The 17,769-nt window shown below is 68.7% G+C and carries 15 protein-coding genes; 7 read left to right on the top strand and 8 right to left on the bottom strand.

Translation table 11 applies throughout. From position 1 onward, the window contains the following. The first annotated feature begins 13 nt into the window (after positions 1 to 13). From sufC to trxA, 6 genes are all read left to right on the top strand, one after another. Positions 14 to 784 (top strand): Fe-S cluster assembly ATPase SufC, encoded by a 771-nt coding sequence (gene sufC, locus AAFO60_RS00380; RefSeq protein ID WP_347954179.1) that lies wholly within the window; start codon positions 14 to 16, stop codon positions 782 to 784. A gap of 2 nt (positions 785 to 786) precedes the next feature. Next, positions 787 to 2,055: a cysteine desulfurase gene (locus tag AAFO60_RS00375; protein WP_347954178.1), complete on the top strand. Its 1,269-nt coding sequence runs from the start codon at positions 787 to 789 to the stop codon at positions 2,053 to 2,055. Positions 2,056 to 2,068: 13 nt separating this feature from the next. After that, positions 2,069 to 2,536, top strand: coding sequence for a Fe-S cluster assembly sulfur transfer protein SufU (gene sufU / locus AAFO60_RS00370; RefSeq protein ID WP_347954177.1), 468 nt, complete (start codon positions 2,069 to 2,071; stop codon positions 2,534 to 2,536). Between the two features lie 10 nt (positions 2,537 to 2,546). Beyond that, on the top strand, positions 2,547 to 2,915 hold the full coding sequence (locus AAFO60_RS00365; RefSeq protein ID WP_347954176.1) for a metal-sulfur cluster assembly factor: 369 nt from the start codon (positions 2,547 to 2,549) through the stop codon (positions 2,913 to 2,915). 70 nt (positions 2,916 to 2,985) lie between these two features. Next, positions 2,986 to 3,960: a GGDEF domain-containing protein gene (locus AAFO60_RS00360; protein ID WP_347954175.1), complete on the top strand. Its 975-nt coding sequence runs from the start codon at positions 2,986 to 2,988 to the stop codon at positions 3,958 to 3,960. A gap of 8 nt (positions 3,961 to 3,968) precedes the next feature. Continuing rightward, entirely contained in the window at positions 3,969 to 4,325 is a 357-nt protein-coding gene (trxA, locus tag AAFO60_RS00355) for a thioredoxin (RefSeq protein WP_347954174.1), read from the top strand. Here trxA and AAFO60_RS00350 read toward each other — a convergent pair. Beyond that, on the bottom strand, positions 4,303 to 5,463 hold the full coding sequence (locus AAFO60_RS00350; protein ID WP_347954173.1) for a lycopene cyclase family protein: 1,161 nt from the start codon (positions 5,461 to 5,463) through the stop codon (positions 4,303 to 4,305). The two genes, trxA and AAFO60_RS00350, sit on opposite strands and share 23 nt — an antisense overlap. Continuing rightward, complete coding sequence (locus AAFO60_RS00345) at positions 5,460 to 6,251, bottom strand: SDR family oxidoreductase (RefSeq protein ID WP_347954172.1); 792 nt, start codon at positions 6,249 to 6,251, stop codon at positions 5,460 to 5,462. Before AAFO60_RS00345 ends, AAFO60_RS00350 begins: the two co-directional genes overlap by 4 nt. A 62-nt stretch (positions 6,252 to 6,313) precedes the next feature. On the opposite strand from AAFO60_RS00345, the gene AAFO60_RS00340 reads away from it, so the two are divergent. Beyond that, positions 6,314 to 7,942, top strand: a complete 1,629-nt coding sequence (locus tag AAFO60_RS00340) for an ABC-F family ATP-binding cassette domain-containing protein (protein ID WP_347954171.1) — start codon at positions 6,314 to 6,316, stop codon at positions 7,940 to 7,942. 58 nt (positions 7,943 to 8,000) lie between these two features. Here the strand turns inward: AAFO60_RS00340 and AAFO60_RS00335 are convergent, their stop codons facing one another. The 6 genes from AAFO60_RS00335 to acnA form a co-directional block, all read right to left on the bottom strand. Further along, positions 8,001 to 8,867, bottom strand: coding sequence for an MSCRAMM family protein (locus tag AAFO60_RS00335; RefSeq protein WP_347954170.1), 867 nt, complete (start codon positions 8,865 to 8,867; stop codon positions 8,001 to 8,003). Between the two features lie 99 nt (positions 8,868 to 8,966). Then, positions 8,967 to 9,566, bottom strand: coding sequence for a class F sortase (locus AAFO60_RS00330; RefSeq protein WP_347954169.1), 600 nt, complete (start codon positions 9,564 to 9,566; stop codon positions 8,967 to 8,969). 1,136 nt (positions 9,567 to 10,702) lie between these two features. Next, on the bottom strand, positions 10,703 to 12,244 hold the full coding sequence (locus tag AAFO60_RS00325; protein WP_347954168.1) for an acyl-CoA synthetase: 1,542 nt from the start codon (positions 12,242 to 12,244) through the stop codon (positions 10,703 to 10,705). Between the two features lie 73 nt (positions 12,245 to 12,317). Then, positions 12,318 to 13,961, bottom strand: coding sequence for a VWA domain-containing protein (locus AAFO60_RS00320; protein WP_347954167.1), 1,644 nt, complete (start codon positions 13,959 to 13,961; stop codon positions 12,318 to 12,320). A gap of 162 nt (positions 13,962 to 14,123) precedes the next feature. Beyond that, a complete protein-coding gene (locus AAFO60_RS00315) occupies positions 14,124 to 14,696 on the bottom strand; it encodes a TetR/AcrR family transcriptional regulator (protein WP_347954166.1) in 573 nt (190 codons plus the stop codon). Positions 14,697 to 14,721: 25 nt separating this feature from the next. Beyond that, positions 14,722 to 17,520 carry an aconitate hydratase AcnA gene (acnA, locus tag AAFO60_RS00310; RefSeq protein WP_347954165.1) on the bottom strand — a complete coding sequence of 933 codons (2,799 nt, stop codon included), beginning with the start codon at positions 17,518 to 17,520 and terminating at the stop codon, positions 14,722 to 14,724. Between the last annotated feature and the right edge of the window lie 249 nt (positions 17,521 to 17,769).

Below are 17,769 nucleotides of genomic sequence, written 5' to 3'. Positions count from 1 at the left end.
GGAATCACCACTGATGACCACCCTGGAAATCCGCGACCTGCACGTCGACGTCGCCCAGTCCGATCCCGACGCCGAACCGATCCACATCCTCAAGGGTGTGGACCTGACGGTGAACTCGGGCCAGACCCACGCGATCATGGGTCCCAACGGCTCGGGCAAGTCGACGCTGTCGTACGCGATCGCCGGCCACCCCAAGTACGAGGTGACCTCCGGTTCCATCACCCTCGACGGCGAGGACGTCCTGGCGATGTCGGTCGACGAGCGCGCCCGCGCCGGACTGTTCCTGGCGATGCAGTACCCGGTCGAGGTCCCCGGCGTCTCGATGTCGAACTTCCTGCGCAGCGCGGCGACCGCGGTGCGCGGCGAGGCCCCCAAGCTGCGTCACTGGGTCAAGGAGACCAAGCAGGCGATGGCCGAGCTGGAGATCGACCCCGCGTTCGGTGAGCGCAGCGTCAACGAGGGCTTCTCGGGCGGCGAGAAGAAGCGCCACGAGATCCTGCAGCTGAGCCTGCTCAAGCCGAAGATCGCGATCCTCGACGAGACCGACTCCGGCCTCGACGTCGACGCCCTCCGGATCGTCTCCGAAGGCGTCAACCACTACAAGGAGCGCGAGACCGGCGGTCTGCTGCTGATCACGCACTACACCCGCATCCTGCGCTACATCAAGCCCGACTTCGTGCACGTCTTCGTCGACGGCCGCGTCGTCGAGTCCGCCGGACCCGAATTGGCCGACGAACTCGAGGAGAACGGCTACGAGCGCTTCACCGCGGCACCGGCCAAGTAGTCATGACCACCGCCGCCGCTCTCGACGTCACGGCCCTGCGGGCGGATTTCCCGATCCTGTCCCGCAAGGTCCGCGATGGAAAGCCGTTGGTCTACCTCGACTCGGGTGCCACCTCGCAGCGTCCGCTGCAGGTGCTCGACGCCGAGCGTGACTTCCTGCTGAACCACAACGCCGCCGTCCATCGGGGCGCGCACCAGCTCGCCGAGGAGGCGACCGACGCGTACGAGCACGCGCGCGCCGCGATCGCCGGGTTCGTGGGTGCGGCGGTCGACGAGGTGGTGTTCACCAAGAACGCCACCGAGTCGCTCAACCTGGTCGCCCACACCCTCGGCGACGATCGCTCCGGCGCCGTGTTCGGCGGCAAGCCGCTCGGCCCGGGCGACACCGTGGTCGTCACCGAACTGGAGCACCACGCCAACCTGGTGCCCTGGCAGGAGCTCTGCCGGCGCTCCGGCGCGACGCTGCGCTGGTACGGAGTCACCGCCGACGGCCGCATCGATCTGGACTCGCTCCAGCTCGACGAGACGGTCAAGGTCGTCGCCTTCACGCACCAGTCCAATGTGACCGGCGCCGTGGCGGACGTGCCGGAGATGGTCCGGCGCGCGCGGGAGGTCGGCGCCCTGGTGGTCCTCGACGCCTGCCAGTCGGTGCCGCACATGGCCGTCGACTTCGCCGCTCTCGGCGTCGACTTCGCGGCGTTCTCCGGCCACAAGATGCTCGGGCCCTCCGGGGTCGGCGTCCTGTACGGGCGGGCCGCGCTGCTCGCGCAGCTGCCGCCCTTCCTGACCGGCGGATCGATGATCGAGACCGTCACGATGGAGTCGTCGACGTACGCGCCGCCGCCGCAGCGGTTCGAGGCGGGCGTCCCGATGACCTCGCAGGTCGTCGGACTCGGCGCGGCCGTCGAGTATCTCGAGAGAATCGGGATGGACAACGTCGCCGCGCACGAGCACGAACTCACCGTGCGAGCACTGGCCCGGCTCAGCGCCATCGACGGCCTGCGGCTGGTCGGCCCGGCCGACGCCCACATGCGCGGCGGAGCGGTCTCGTTCGACGTCGACGGTGTCCACGCCCACGACCTCGGGCAGATCCTCGACGACGAGGGCGTCGCGATCCGCGTGGGCCACCACTGCGCCTGGCCGCTGCACCGCACCTTCGGCGTGCAGGCCAGCGCCCGCGCGTCGTTCGCGGTGTACAACACGCTCGAGGAGGTCGACGCGCTCGCCGATGCGATCGGCGTCGCACAGCGCTTCTTCGGCGCGGATCGCTGAGAGGAGGAACGCGATGAGAATGGAACAGATGTACCAGGAAGTGATCCTGGACCACTACAAGCATCCGCACGGGCGGGGACTGCGCGAGGACTACGACGCCGAGGTCCACCACGTGAACCCGACCTGCGGCGACGAGGTCACGCTCCGCGTTCACGTCGAGGACGGTGTCGTCGCCGACATCTCCTACGATGGCCAGGGGTGCTCGATCTCGCAGGCCTCCACGTCGGTCCTATACGACCAGGTGGTCGGGCAGTCGATCGACGAGGCGATGGCCACGCTCGACTCGTTCAACACCATGATGACCTCGCGCGGCGCCGACGCCGGCGACGAGGAGCTGATCGGCGACGGCGTGGCCTTCGCCGGCGTCAGCAAGTACCCGGCGCGCGTGAAGTGCGCGCTGCTCGGGTGGATGGCCTTCAAGGACGCGCTCTCCCAGAGCGTCGCCGACCGGCTCACCCCGATCCTTTCCGATCCCGCATAGGAGAAGTCCCATGAGCGAGACAACCGACACCTCGACAACCGACACCTCGGCGACCAACACCTCGCTGCCGTCCGTCGACGATGTCGAAGAGGCGATGCGCGATGTCGTCGACCCCGAACTGGGCATCAACGTCGTCGACCTCGGCTTGGTCTACGGACTCGAGATCGACGACGACGCCGCCGTCAAGATCGACATGACCCTCACGTCACCGGCCTGCCCCCTGCAGGACGTGATCGAGGATCAGGTCCGCGGCGTGCTGATCAACACCGGCCTGTGCACCGACATGGAGATCAACTGGACGTGGATCCCCGCGTGGGGCCCGGACAAGATCACCGACGACGGGCGCGAACAGCTACGTGCGCTGGGCTTCACCGTCTAGCCCGACCCGCACTCGCGCTCCGCGCGCAGTGTGGACGGGAACCCCCGGAGGACTCGCATCCGCTCAGGCGGTGCGAGTTCTCCGCTGGTACCTGTCCTGCTCGACCCTCCTGTACACGATCGGGGTGGCGCTGACGGTGCTGCCGCCGTTCCTGTCGTCCGACGTCGAGCGGATCACCGCGAACATCACCGGCGGCGTCATCGCCATCGTGCTGGGCGTCCTTGCCCTGGGCTGGCTGGCCGTGTTCCCGACGCGGACGTTCCTCCCCGTCGTGGTCGCGGGCGTCGCCACGCCCGTGGTGATCTCCTTCCACGTGATGTCGACGGCCGAGTTCATCTGTGTCCTGGGGCCGATCTTCCTCGCGGTGTACGTCCGCGGCTTCTACCCGGTCGGGAGGGCGCGTCTGCTCACCGCCGGTCTCACCGTGCTGACCGTGGTCGCGATGCTGATCTCGCCTGCACCGGAATATCCTTCGGCGTACATCATCGTGGCGATCCTGATCCCCGCCGCCGCCGAGAGCTTCGGCGGACTGACCAGCTCGCTCCTGTCGGCGGCGTGCACCGATCCGCTGACCGGACTGCTCAACCGCGCGGGCTGGGAGCTGCAGACCGCCGCGCGCCTGCAGAGCCGCCGTCGGCCGCAGCAGACCGCGCTCGTCGCCCTCGACATCGACGACTTCAAGACCGTCAACGACCGGCTGGGGCACGCCGCGGGCGATCGGCGGCTGGTGGCCGTCGCCCACGCGCTGCGCGAGGTGTTCCCCGAGGCGATCATCGCGCGGTCCGGCGGCGACGAGTTCACCGTGCTGATCGACGCGGCGACGGCCGAGCACACCGCCGAACTGTCGGTATTGCTCGCCGGCCGACTGCCGGATGTCTCGGCGGGTTGGGCCTTCACGGAGGAGCCGGACATCGACATCCGCGCTCTCGGCGAGCGAGCAGACGCCGACCTGCGCGTCGCCAAGGCGCAGCGGATGCGACGGAGCAGCCGACCCGCTCACCCGACCGGCCCGCGGCTGGAATATCGGGCCGAGGCATCGGGTTAGATACACACATGGCAACCATTGATTTGACCGGTACCGACTTCGAACAGACCATCGTCGACAACGAGATCGTCCTCGTGGACTTCTGGGCGAGCTGGTGCGGCCCGTGCCGCCAGTTCGCGCCGACCTTCAAGGCCGCCTCGGACAAGCACGAGGACATCGTCTTCGCCAAGGTCGACACCGAGGCCGAGCAGCAGCTCGCCGCGGCCGCCAGCATCCGATCGATCCCGACCATCATGGCGTTCAAACAGGGCCGCCTGGTCTTCAACGAGTCGGGTGCGCTGCCGCCGCAGGCGCTGGACAATCTGATCGATCAGCTCAAGGCCCTCGACGTCGAGCAGGCGCTCAAGGACAGCGGCCAGGCCTGAGCGCCGCCGCGGTCCGGGTCGCCACCCTCACCTGCAGCCGCACCGGGCAGCGGACGAACACCGCCGCCATCGCGGCCAGCACGCCGCCCGCGTCGTCGCGCGCAGACAGGTAGGCCCGTTGCCGACGGACCGACAGCCGGAAGAAGGCGTCGAAGAAGCGGACGAGATCGTCGGCCGACAGACCGAGCAGCACTGACAGCCCGATCAGCTGCAGACGATAGGTGAGCCGGGCCCGTAGCGGCCACAGCGCCCTGCGGGGGTCGTCGCCGGCGGCTACGGCGGCCACGACGACGTCGACGGCGGCAAGCGATTGCGCCACGCTGTAGCCGGTCGCCGGATTCATCAACCCGCCGGCCGCTCCGAAGCGCAGCGCCTCGTCGGGTCCGGCCTTGCGCCAGGGGCACGGACGATCGAGCAGCGGGAAGTCGACGATCTCCACATCGGCGGTATGTGTGTCGGCGACATCTGTGTCGGCGGTTTCCGCCGCGGGATGTCGGGCCCGTGCTCGGCGTTCGAGTTCGGCGATCGCCAGCGGCGGCCGCGCGGCCAGACAGGTCTCTTCGACGAGCCGCCCGCGCGCGGTCGGCACCCGATAGCTGAACGACGGCGCTCCCGCGGCGTCGCCGACTGCGGGCCGCCAGTCCATGAGGACCGCCTCACCGGCTTCGCCGTCCCGGTCCGGCGACGAGTCGAACACACCGAACGCGGACTGCCGGGGGAGACGGTCGTCGCGGCGTCCGGCGCTGCCTCGCGCGTCCACGACGCAGTCGGCCGTCAGGACGGTCCCGTCGGGGAGCGTCACGGCGGTCGCGGTGATCGAGGCGGCAGCGGCGGCGACGACCGTCACCGAGTCGAGCGACAGCGCCCGCTGAAGGCGGACCGGATCGAAGACCGTGTAGCCGCGGGCGAGGCGCCGACGTGCGGGTGTGTAGACGACGGTCTCGTCGGTGCGCGCGGCCGCCGCAGCGTAGTCGAGCCACGGCGGGACGTCGTCGGAGAACATGCCGTACGTCGCATGCCACGGTCGGTCGGGGGCCGGGTCGACGAGGGTCACCCGCAGCCCGGCGGCCCCGGCCCGGTGCGCGAGCGCGCGACCGGCCGGACCTGCGCCGACCACGATCAACACCGGCGCGTTCACATGCTGCCGGTCGCCAGTTTTCCGCCGTCCACCCGGACCGTCTCGCCGGTGATCCACGACGCGGCATCGCTGACCAGGAAGGCGACCGCGTCGGCGATGTCGGCCGGCGCCCCGACGCGCTGCATCGGGTAGCCGGCGGCGACCGCGTCCTCACCCGCGGACAGCAGCACGTCGGCGAACTTGGTCTTGACCAGGCCGGGAGCGACCGCGTTGACGCGGATCTGCGGACCGAGCTGCCAGGCGAGCTCCTCCGTCAGATGGATCAGTGCCGCCTTGGACGCGCCGTACGCCGCGATGAGCCCGGTGGCGCGAAGGCCGGCGATGGACGCGATGTTGACGATCGCCCCGCCCGAGTCCTTCATGCCCGCCCGGTAGGCCTCCTGAATGAAGCCGAGGGCGGCGACGACGTTGGTGTCGAAGGTCTTGCGGACCGCGCCCAGATCGGCGTCCATCAGCGGTCCGGCGGTCGGATTGATCCCGGTGTTGTTGACCAGGATGTCGATGCCGCCGTTGGCGACAGCGGCGGCGACCGCCGCCGCGCGATGATCTTCGTCACCGGTGTTTCCCGCGACCGGCGTCACGACCGCCCCCGGCACCTCGGTGCGGAGTGCCGCCGCGGCGTCGGCGAGCGGTTCGGCCTTGCGTCCGGTGATGACCACCGCGGCGCCCCGACGGGCCAGTTCCAGGGCGATCGCATACCCGATGCCCCGGCTGGCGCCCGTCACGAGCGCGCTGCGGCCCGCCAGGTCGGCGGGACGGTCGGATTCGGCGGTAGTCGCATCAGTCATGAGTCCACCGTAGTTTCTTCGGATTCGGGTTCGTCGGGCCGGTGTCGGTAGAGTGGTTCGCCGTGATCACCGCGACCGACCTGGAAGTACGAGCGGGCGCGAGGACTCTCCTTTCCGCGCCCGGAGACGCGCTGCGCGTGGCGCCCGGCGACCGGATCGGTCTGGTCGGGCGCAACGGTGCCGGCAAGACCACCACGCTGCGCATCCTGGCCGGTGAGACGCAGCCCTACGGCGGACACGTCCGTTCGTCGGGCCCCATCGGGTACCTCCCGCAGGACCCGAAGGAGGGCGACCTGGACGTCCTGGCGAAGGACCGCGTCCTGGCCGCGCGCGGGCTCGACGAGATCCTCGCGAGCATGGCCAAGCAGCAGGAGATCATGGAGACCGCGCCCGACGCGAAGTTCCGGGACCGCGCCATCGCCAAGTACGCGCGCCTGGAGGAGCGGTTCGGCACCCTCGGCGGCTACCTCGCCGAGTCGGAGGCCGCGCGGATCTGCAACAGCCTCGGTCTGCCCGACCGTGTCCTCGCGCAGCCGCTGCACACCCTGTCGGGCGGTCAGCGTCGTCGAATCGAGTTGGCGCGCATCCTGTTCGCCGCGTCGGACGGTTCCGGGAAGTCCGACACCACGCTGCTCCTCGACGAGCCGACCAACCACCTCGACGCCGACTCGATCACCTGGCTGCGCAGCTTCCTGCAGAACCACGACGGCGGTCTGATCGTGATCAGCCACGACGTCGAGCTGCTGGCCGACGTCGTCAACCGCGTGTGGTTCCTCGACGCCGTGCGCGGGGAGGCCGACGTCTACAACATGGGGTGGAAGCGGTACCTGGACGCGCGCGCGACCGACGAGCAGCGACGCAAGCGCGAACGCGCCAACGCGGAGAAGAAGGCGTCCGCACTCCGGACGCAGGCCGCCAAGCTGGGGGCCAAGGCCACCAAGGCCACCGCGGCGCAGCAGATGCTCAAGCGCGCCGAGAAGATGATCGACAACCTCGACGAGGAGCGGGTGGCCGACAAGACCGCGCACATCCGCTTCCCGGAGCCCGCCGCCTGCGGCCGCACCCCGCTCACCGCCAAGGAGCTGACGAAGGTCTACGGCTCGCTCGAGATCTTCACCGGCGTCGACCTGGCCATCGACAAGGGCTCGCGCGTGGTGGTCCTGGGGCTCAACGGCGCGGGCAAGACGACCCTGCTGCGGTTGCTGGCCGGCACCGAGGAACCCGATCTCGGCGAGGTGGTTCCCGGGCACGGGCTCAAGCTCGGCTACTTCGCCCAGGAGCACGACACCCTCGACGACGAGGCCTCGGTGTGGGAGAACATCCGGCACGCCGCGCCCGACGCCGGCGAGCAGGATCTGCGCGGACTGCTGGGCGCCTTCATGTTCACCGGACCCCAGCTGGAGCAGCCCGCGGGCACCCTGTCCGGCGGTGAGAAGACCCGTCTGGCCCTGGCCGGGCTGGTCTCGTCGGCCGCCAACGTGCTGCTCCTCGACGAGCCGACCAACAACCTCGACCCCATCTCGCGCGAGCAGGTCCTCGAAGCGCTGCGCAGCTACACCGGGGCCGTCGTCCTGGTGACGCACGACCCCGGTGCCGCCGCGGCGCTCGATCCCCAGCGGGTCATCCTGCTTCCCGACGGGACCGAGGACCACTGGTCCGACGAGTACCAGGAGATCATCGAGCTGGCCTGACGGTCGCCGGATCGACGATCCCCGGGTTCGACGATCCCGCCCCTCCTCGCGGTGTCGGTCAGTACATGCGGCCCGACGGCACCGACTTCAGGGGCACCCGCGCGTCGGGATTCCGGGTCACCCGGTAGCCGATCGGGAGGTCGTACACCTTGACCGTCGTGTGCGAGCCTGCGGACACCTCGATGCGATGGACCGACTCATCGGCCAGATACCCCTTTGGCGGGGCGGACTCGACGATGTTCCAGCATCCGACCGGCAACTCGTCGATGCCGAACGTGCCGTCCGCGAGGGTCTGCGTCCGCACGTACAGTCCGCCGTCGCACGGGCGGACCTCGAAGGTGGCGCCCGGAAGGGTGCGCCCGGTCAACCGATCGACCTTGACCACCGTCAGACGACCGACCGCGCCGGGGAGAAGGTGGAAGGAGAACGGCAGGGTCCCGTCGGCGGCCAGGGTGCCGTTCAGGTTTCCGGGTGAGACGAGCCGGTAGCCGTCCGGCACGCCCGTCACGGTCGCCGAGACATGACCGGCGGCGAAGTCGACGCTCGCCGGAGTGACGGCGCTGCGCTGCATGGTCGGGCCGGCCAACTGGACGGTGACCCCGGCCAGTGATTCACCGGTCCTGACGTCCGTCGCCCCGACGGTGACGACTCCGGTCTGCTGGTCGGGCGGCGTGCTCGTCTCGGGCGGCGTGGTCGATGTGGGTGGGGTGCTTGAGTCGGGAGGCGTTTCGGAGGCTGGGGGCTCGGTCGTCTGTGTCGTCTGCGGTGGCTGTGATGTCTGGGGTGGCTGTGACGTCTGCGTGGTCGCGGCCGGGCCGGTGTCGATGGCGTCGGCGAAGGCCGGCGGGGTGGCCACCGTGACGGCCAGCGTCAACGCTGTCGGCACGGTCAGTGCGGCGAGCAGTGCTCGTCGGATGCGGTTCATGGTGAACTCCTTCGGTGTCTTCCCCGACCCCGGTGTGTTCCCGACCCGTTGGTGCTCGGCGGCTGGTTCTCGCCGATGCTGCTGGTCGATGTGGTCGCATCAGGCCGGAGAGGCGAAGACCACGACGTTGTCGCGGTATCCGAGCGGCGGTCCGACGAACGGACCGCCGCAGGTGATCAGCGCGAGCGTCTCCGGTCCGTCACGCCGGTTCAGCTCGCTGACGGGCAGCCCTGCCGACCCGGTCGCCTCCTTGTCACTCGTCACCGTGCGGGTGACGAGGTAGCGGTGTGCCTGCCGGTCCGCCGTGGTGACTGTGATGACGTCCCCGTCACGCAGACGCGCGAACCGGGCCGCGAAGCCGGTGCCCTGCGCGATGTCGTCGACGTGCCCGGTCATCACGATGGTGCCGGCACCCGAACCGGGCAGCGATGAATCGACCCACCAACCGGTCCGGGAGATGTCCTGTGGCGGGAGGAGGACGCCTGCGGTGTCGGTCGCGACGGCATCGGTGGGCGAGGACGCACCGTCGACGGTCAGCTCGGCCGGCGTCGACGGCGCTCCCGAACTCGCGGACACCGGTGCGGGCATGTCTGCCTGCGCATGCCGCGGAGGCGATGCGCACCCGCCGACCAAGACGAGAGCGGCGAGCGTTGCCACCGCGAGAATCGATCGCGGCCGCCAGATACCGGGGTGCTTCATGAGGACTCCTCATCCGCTGTGTGTCTTACCCCGACATGGGATAGATCCACCCGACGACCTCCGGCGTTAACCGCGCAACCCGGGTCCGTCGGTCAGCCGAATGACGGAAGTGCCGGAATCGGCGATCGCTGAGCCGGGGGCGATCCGGTGGTCTGTTCGGGGTGTCGAGGCGGGGCATCTGGATACGCTCGCTCTCTTCCTTCGCGGGTGCGCGGCGGTCTGTTCAGGATTGTCGAGTAGCCACCGAGGGCAGCGAGGCGGCGTATCGAGACTGGGCGATCTCGATACGCTCGCTCTCTTCGTTCGCGGGTGCGCGGCGGTTGGTTCAGGGTTGTCGAGTAGCCACCGAGCGCAGCGAGGCGGCGTATCGAGACTCGGCCATCTCGATACGCTCGCTCACTACGTTCACGGGCTACTCGATGAGCCTGGGAGTGTGCGGCGCGGCAGTCCGTTCTGGTCCTGGGGTCGGTGCGGAGTGTGCGGTGCGGCGGTTGGTTCAGGGTTGTCGAGTAGCCACCGAGCGCAGCGAGGCGGCGTATCGAGACTCGGCCATCTCGATACGCTCGCTCACTACGTTCACGGGCTACTCGATGAGCCTGGGGCGGGGCGGCAGTCCGTTCTGGTCCTGGGGTCGGTGCGGAGTGTGCGGTGCGGCGGTTTGTTCAGGGTTGTCGAGTAGCCACCGAGCGGAGCGAGGCGGCGTATCGAGACTGGGTCATCTCGATACGCTCGCTCACTACGTTCACGGGCTACTCGATGAGCCTGGGGCGGGGCGGCAGTCCGTTCTGGTCCTGGGGTCGGTGCGGAGTGTGCGGTGCGGCGGTTTGTTCAGGGTTGTCGAGTAGCTACCGAGCGGAGCGAGGCGGCGTATCGAGACTGGGTCATCTCGATACGCTCGCTCACTACGTTCACGGGCTACTCGATGAGCCTGGGGCGGGGCGGCAGTCCGTTCTGGTCCTGGGGTCGGTGCGGAGTGTGCGGTGCGGCGGTTTGTTCAGGGTTGTCGAGTAGCCACCGAGCGGAGCGAGGCGGCGTATCGAGACTGGGTCATCTCGATACGCTCGCTCACTACGTTCACGGGCTACTCGATGAGCCTGGGGGCGGCGCCGGGGTATGCACCGGACTCGATGAGCGGGTCAGGCGCCCAGGACCTGCTTGCGCAGCTCGCCCTTGACCAGCTTCCCGGTCGGGGTGCGGGGCAGTTCGGCGACGAAGCGGATCTCCTTCGGAACCTTGAAGGCGGCCAGCTCGACCATCGCGAAATCGACGAGCTCGGCCGCCAAGGCCTCCGACGGGGCCGCCTCGTCCATCAGTTGGACGAAGCCGACCGGGCGCTCGCCCAGATCGTCGTCGGGCAGGCCGATCACCGCGACGTCGTACACCGCCGGATGATTGATGAGGACGTTCTCCGATTCCTGCGGATAGATGTTGACGCCGCCGGAGATGATCGTGAACGCCTTCCGATCGGTGAGGTACAGGAAGCCCTCGTCGTCGAGGTAACCGAGGTCGCCGGTGGTCGCCCAGTTGGGGTGCCGCGGATGCTGCGCCTCCGCGGTCTTGACCGGATCGTTGTGGTAGACGAAGGGCATCTCGTCGCGCTCGAAGTAAACGGTGCCGACCTCGCCGACGGGCAGGTCGTCGCCGTCCGGGCCGCAGATGTGCACGACGCCGAGCACGGCCCGGCCCACCGAACCCGGATGCGTCAGCGCCTCCGCCGACCCGATCAGCGTGACGCCCGCGGCTTCGGTCGCCGCGTAGTACTCGTTGATGACCGGACCCCACCAGTCGATCATCTTCGCCTTGACCTCGGCGGGGCACGGGGCGGCCGCATGGATGGCGACCTTCATGCTCGACACGTCGTACCGCTGCCTGACCTCGGCCGGCAGCTTCAACATCCGAACGAACATCGTCGGCACCCACTGACTGTGGGTGACGCCGTACTCGTCGATGTACTTCAGCGCCGCCTCGGGCTCGAAGTGATCCATCACGATCACGGTTCCGCCGAGGGAGTCGACCATCGCGCAGTACCGCAGCGGCGCGGCGTGGTACAGCGGCGCGGGGGACAGGTACACGGTCTCGGGGCCGAACCCGTAGGCGGGCCCGAACACCTGCGAGACCATGTCGAGCGCCTCGTCGACCTGCACGCCGGGAAGCGCCGGCTTGATCCCCTTGGGCCGACCCGTGGTGCCGGAGGAGTAGAGCATGTCGGTACCGCGCGGCTGGGAGGCGGGAGGTGATGCCTCGGCCCCGGCCAGGATCGCGTCGTAGTCGGTGAAGCCGTCGACCGGACCGGCCCAGGCGATGCGCCGCGCCGGGTCTGCCAACGCTTCGATCTCGTGCACGCGGGCCAGCGCGGGCGCGACCGCCGCCGACCCGAAGACGACCCGCGCCTGGCAGTCCTCCAGGATGTAGTTCACCTCGGCGGGGGTCAGGTGGTGGTTGACCGCGGTCACGTACATGCCGCTGCGGACCGCACCCCAGTACGCGTCGAACACCCGCAGATCGTTGTCGGACACGATCGCGATCGTGTCGCCTTCCCCGATGCCCAACTCTCGCAGGTGATTCGCGATCCGCGCCGAGTTGTCCGCCAACTGGCGGTAGGTGACCGTCTCGCCTGTCGCGGGTCGGATCAGAGCGGGCTTGTCGGGGGTGGTCTCAGCGAATGTTCCTGGGTACACGGGCGCTCCTGAGTGTGATGGGAATCTCAGAAGCAACCGTACCGAGCAATCGCTCGCTCAGCAGGAGTTCGTGTCAGGCGCCCTCGGCGCGGAAGGAGACCGCCTGCAACAGGATTGCGCCGATGTCCTTGGGATCGCGGGCGACGAAGGAACTGCCGTCGGTCGCCTGCGCGATCTTGCGCAGCGCCGCCGCGTCCGCGTCCTCGGAGATGCCGATCGTGATGATCGGAATCCGTCGAGCGGGATTCTTCATGATGTTCAGTTCCGAGACCAGATGCGACAGCGTGATGCTGTCGCGGTCCTCGTTGCGGCCGTCGGTCATGATGATGACGCTGTTCGAGTACGCCGGATCGTACGAGTCGTACACCGTCTTGAAGGCGGCCAGCGTCGTGTCGTAGAGCCCGGTGCCGCCGCCGAGATTGCCGAGCGTCTCACGGATCGCATCGGCCAGCCGACTGCGATGCGTGCGTCCGTCGACCTCCTGCGAGATCGGGGCGAGCGGCATCACCTCGCGGTAGTCCTGCCCCTTTCCGCCGCGGTCGATGCTGAACTCCCAGTACCCGAGCGCAGTGTTCTTCGGGAAGCGCTCCAACCCGAACAGCGAAGCGTCCCGGAGCAATTCGGCTCGGGTCCGACCGCCGGCGTCGCGCGACATCGACCCCGACACGTCCTGTACCACCAGGGCGCGGATCGGTCGGGTCAGCGCCGTCCACTTGCGCAGCATGTTGTCGACCAGTTCTCGTGCCGGCTGAGCCATGGTCGACGCGGTGCCGAGTCCGACGCCGTCGGCGAGCGGATCGCCGTCGACCGACCGGACGCCCTCCTCGGCGCGGATCCGACGGCCGTCGTCGGTCTGCAGGGTCTCGACCAGCGCGCGGATCGCCTCGCCGGCCATCGCCTGGTCGACGGGCTGTGCGACGTTGGCGGCGCGGTAGTCGAGGTCGACGGTCCCGGAGTCGGGCACCCACGCCTCGAGCTGAGCATCGGGGTTGCCGCGCTTGAACTTCGCGTAGGCGCTCTCGGTGGTCAGGGTCGCCATCGGCTCGGAGGCCACGGCGATCTCCGACAGCCGAGTCGAGCCGTCGTTGTCGTTCATCATCAGCGCGCGCTTGGTGAGCACCTCCACCAGGGCGCTGTGGGTCAGCGAGCCGGTCGAGACCTCCGACAGCGCGCCGACGACCGCCGCATTGCTGACGTCACTCTGTGCGGGCGGGTCGACGCGGAGCTCGGGCATCGTCAGCACTTCGGTCCACGACGGGCGGCGCGGCACCTGCGTCCCGACGACCACGACCGGCGACACCCCGAGCGAGGGTCCGATGTCCGACCAGGACCGCCCCAGCGAGGTGCGCACCTGGCGGACGCGGGACTGCGATTCGGCGATCCAGATGTGCGGGGTGGCCGCCTGGGTCAGGCGCTCCGCGGTGTGGCTGGGCGGGACCGCATCGACGGCGAAGTCGAAGCAGGTGTTCGCCTCGGTCCGCTCGGCCAGCCGGTCGACGTACCCGGCGACGCCGCTGTCGGCGATCACCGACACCTTGCGCACCTGCGGGCAGTCGCTGCGATTCATGTCCCAGACCAGGTAGACCCCGCCCGCGAGCAGGACCGCCAACGCCACCGAGAGGCCGACGCGCAGCGGAGTGGCGACGCGGCTGGAATCAGACTGTCCGGCCGAGGAGGAGCCGAGGGAAGGCCGCGGTGCATGTCGATGTTGGCCCATCCGGTGGACCCCTCCTCGTTCAAAAGTCAATAGTGCGAATGAAGGCTATCCCACACGTGAGTTCCGCCACGTGTCGGGTCTCAATTTCTTCTCAGGTAAGTTGTGTTATGCGAAAGGCCCGGGTCTCGGCGTTGTCGAGACCCGGGCCTTTCATCGCGCGTGTCAGTCGCCGGCGGGCACCCGGACCGATGCCTCGACCAGGTCGAGGACGGCGTGCAGATCATCGGTGGACTGCCCGGACGCCAATCGGGTGACGATCCCGTCGAGGATGACGTCGAGGTACGTGACGAGAACCTCGGGTGGCACGTCTTTGCGCAAGCTGCCGGCTCGGCGCTTGCGCTCCAGCCGGGCGAGGGTCGCCGCTTCGCGATCGGCGGACTGCGATTCCCACGCCTCCCGGAACCCGGGATCGGTGCGGATCTTGCGCACGATCTCGAGGCGGGTGCTCAGCCAGTCGAAATCCTTCGGACGCGCCAGGATGTCCCGCATCACCTGAACCAGACCCTCTTGCGAGGCGACGTCGGCCATCCGGTCCGCGTCCTCCCGAGCCAAGGCGAGGAAGAGGGCTTCCTTGTCCTTGAAATGGTGAAAGATCGCACCCCGGGAGAGGCCGGTTTCTTCTTCGAGGCGTTTGACCGTGGCTCCGTCGTAGCCGTATGCGGCGAAGCAATGACGCGCGCCGTCGAGAATCTCTCGACGGCGCGCGGCAAGCCGGTCATCGCTGACCCGTGGCATTCGAAAATCCCGTCGTGCCGCTAGATCAGCTCTTGATCATGTTCCGCAGGACGTACTGCAGAATGCCGCCGTTGCGGTAGTAGTCGGCCTCACCGGGGGTGTCGATGCGGACGACGGCGTCGAACTCGACCTTGTCGCCGTTCGCCTTGGTCGCCGTCACCCGGATGGTCTCCGGCGTGACGCCCTCGTTGAGCTTCTCGATGCCGGTGAAGTCGTAGACCTCGGTGCCGTCCAGACCCAGGGTCTTGGCCGACTCGCCGGCCGGGAACTGCAGCGGGACCACGCCCATGCCGATCAGGTTCGAGCGGTGGATGCGCTCGAACGACTCGGCCAGGACCACCTTGACGCCGAGCAGGACGGTGCCCTTGGCGGCCCAGTCGCGCGACGAGCCGGAGCCGTACTCCTTGCCGCCGATGACGACCAGCGGGATGCCCGCGGCCTGGTAGTTCTGCGACGCGTCGTAGATGAACGCCTGCGGGCCGTCGGCCTGGGTGAAGTCGCGGGTGTAGCCGCCCGAGACGCCGTCGAGCAGCTGGTTCTGCAGACGGATGTTCGCGAACGTGCCGCGGATCATCACCTCGTGGTTGCCGCGACGGCTGCCCAGCGAGTTGTAGTCCTTGCGGGCCACACCGTGGCTGTCCAGGTACTGGGCGGCCGGGGTGCCGGGCTTGATGGGGCCGGCCGGGCTGATGTGGTCGGTGGTGACCGAGTCGCCCAGCAGCGCCAGCACGCGGGCGCCGGTGACGTCGGAGACGGGCTGCGGCTCCAGCGTCATGCCGTCGAAGTACGGCGCCTTGCGGACGTAGGTCGAGTCCTCGCCCCACGAGAAGGTGTCGCCCTCGGGGGTGTCCAGGCCGCGCCAGCGCTCGTCACCGGCGAACACGTCGGCGTAGGACTTGCGGAACATGTCCTGGCTGATCGCGGTCTTGATGGTGTCGTCGATCTCCTGCGCCGACGGCCAGATGTCCTTCAGGAAGACGTCGTTGCCGTCGGTGTCCTTGCCGAGGGCCTCGGTCTCGAAGTCGAAGTCCATGGTGCCGGCGAGGGCGTAGGCGATGACCAGCGGCGGGGAGGCCAGGTAGTTCATCTTGACGTCGGGGGAGATGCGTCCCTCGAAGTTGCGGTTGCCCGAGAGCACCGCGGTGACCGACAGGTCGTTGTCGTTGACGGCCTTGCTGATCTCCTCCGGCAGCGGGCCGGTGTTGCCGATGCAGGTGGTGCAGCCGTATCCGCCCAGGTAGAAGCCGAGCTTCTCCAGGTAGGGCCACAGGCCGGCCTTCTCGTAGTAGTCGGTGACGACCTGCGAGCCGGGAGCCATGTTGGTCTTGACCCACGGCTTGGTGCTCAGGCCCTTCTCGACGGCGTTGCGGGCCAGCAGGGCCGCGCCGATCATGACCGACGGGTTCGAGGTGTTGGTGCACGAGGTGATGCCCGCGACCGCGACCGCGCCGTGATCGAGGACGAACTCGCCGTGCTCGGCGCTGACGACCTTGACCGGCTTGCTCGGGCGGCCCTCGGCTCCGTTGGCCGCCGACTGGACGTTGACGGCGCCGTCGTCGGCGAAGCTCAGCTTGGCCGGATCCGAAGCCGGGAACGACTCCTCGATGGCCTCGTCGAGCTTGGTGTGCGGGGTCGGCAGGTTCTCTTCCACGTAGTTGTGGATGTCCTTGCGGAAGGCGGTCTTGGCCTCCGACAGCAGGATGCGGTCCTGCGGGCGCTTGGGGCCGGCGATCGCCGGGACCACGGTGCTCAGGTCGAGCTCGAGGTACTCGGAGTAGGCCGGCTCGTTCTCCGGGTCGTGCCACATGCCCTGCTCCTTGGCGTAAGCCTCGACCAGAGCGAGCTGCTCGTCGTCGCGGCCGGTCAGGCGCAGGTAGTTGATGGTCTCATCGTCGATCGGGAAGATCGCGCAGGTGGAACCGAACTCGGGGCTCATGTTGCCCAGGGTGGCGCGGTTCGCGAGGGGGACCTCGGCGACGCCCTTGCCGTAGAACTCGACGAACTTGCCGACGACGCCGTGCTGACGCAGCATGTCGGTCACGGTGAGCACCACGTCGGTGGCGGTGACGCCCGGCTTGATCTCACCGGTCAGCTTGAAGCCGACCACGCGCGGGATCAGCATGGAGACCGGCTGGCCGAGCATCGCGGCCTCGGCCTCGATGCCGCCGACGCCCCAGCCCAGGACGCCCAGACCGTTCTGCATGGTGGTGTGCGAGTCGGTGCCGACGCAGGTGTCGGGGTAGGCCTTGCCGTCGCGGACCATGACGCTGCGGGCCAGGTACTCGATGTTGACCTGGTGCACGATGCCGGTGCCCGGCGGGACGACCTTGAAGTCGTCGAAGGCGCCCTGGCCCCAACGCAGGAAGCGGTAGCGCTCGCTGTTGCGCTGGTATTCGAGCTCCACATTGCGCTCGAAGGCGTCGGCGCGGCCGAACACGTCGAGGATGACCGAGTGGTCGATGACCATCTCGGCGGGTGAGAGCGGGTTGACCTTGTTGGGGTCGCCGCCCAGCGCGGTGATCGCCTCGCGCATGGTGGCGAGGTCGACCACGCAGGGAACACCGGTGAAGTCCTGCATCAGCACGCGAGCGGGGGTGAACTGGATCTCGACGCTCGGCTCGGCCGAGGGATCCCAGTTCGCCAGGGCGTTGATGTGATCGGTGGTGATATTGGCGCCGTCTTCGGTGCGCAGCAGGTTCTCGGCGAGAACCTTCAGCGCGTACGGCAGCTTCTCGGTGCCGGGCACGGCCTTGAGGCGGAAGATCTCGTAGGAGTTCTCGCCGACCTCAAGGGTGCCACGGGAATCAAAGGAATTGATGCTCACGTGTGCTCCACTCGTTTCGTGCAGTTTCCGCCGACGGGCTGCGCCGACGGGAGTTCGTCAGAAGCGTCGCAGCACAGCGACGGGCTGCAGCCGCGGTGCTACGCCACCATCGTAGCAGTACGGGCGTACTGGTTTGTCGAATACCCCGAGCAGACGCGGTGAGTTCATCTCCGACGGGGTGGCGGGCAGGCAGGGACCGCCCGCTGCCGTAGTCTTGGCGCCGAGTTCACCCCCGCCGATATAGGGAGC

The organism is Gordonia aichiensis (genome assembly GCF_039946255.1).
GTDB lineage: Bacteria > Actinomycetota > Actinomycetes > Mycobacteriales > Mycobacteriaceae > Gordonia > Gordonia aichiensis_A.
Note: the sequence above shows the minus strand (reverse complement) of the source record. Positions and strands in the feature narration are given on the sequence as shown.

Coding starts and splice junctions, on each gene's coding strand:
- sufC (WP_347954179.1), top strand. CDS start 14: ATGACCACCCTGGAAATCCGCGACCTGCACGTCGACGTCGCCCAGTCC.
- AAFO60_RS00375 (WP_347954178.1), top strand. CDS start 787: ATGACCACCGCCGCCGCTCTCGACGTCACGGCCCTGCGGGCGGATTTC.
- sufU (WP_347954177.1), top strand. CDS start 2,069: ATGAGAATGGAACAGATGTACCAGGAAGTGATCCTGGACCACTACAAG.
- AAFO60_RS00365 (WP_347954176.1), top strand. CDS start 2,547: ATGAGCGAGACAACCGACACCTCGACAACCGACACCTCGGCGACCAAC.
- trxA (WP_347954174.1), top strand. CDS start 3,969: ATGGCAACCATTGATTTGACCGGTACCGACTTCGAACAGACCATCGTC.
- AAFO60_RS00345 (WP_347954172.1), bottom strand. CDS start 6,251: ATGACTGATGCGACTACCGCCGAATCCGACCGTCCCGCCGACCTGGCG.
- AAFO60_RS00335 (WP_347954170.1), bottom strand. CDS start 8,867: ATGAACCGCATCCGACGAGCACTGCTCGCCGCACTGACCGTGCCGACA.
- AAFO60_RS00330 (WP_347954169.1), bottom strand. CDS start 9,566: ATGAAGCACCCCGGTATCTGGCGGCCGCGATCGATTCTCGCGGTGGCA.
- AAFO60_RS00320 (WP_347954167.1), bottom strand. CDS start 13,961: ATGGGCCAACATCGACATGCACCGCGGCCTTCCCTCGGCTCCTCCTCG.
- AAFO60_RS00315 (WP_347954166.1), bottom strand. CDS start 14,696: ATGCCACGGGTCAGCGATGACCGGCTTGCCGCGCGCCGTCGAGAGATT.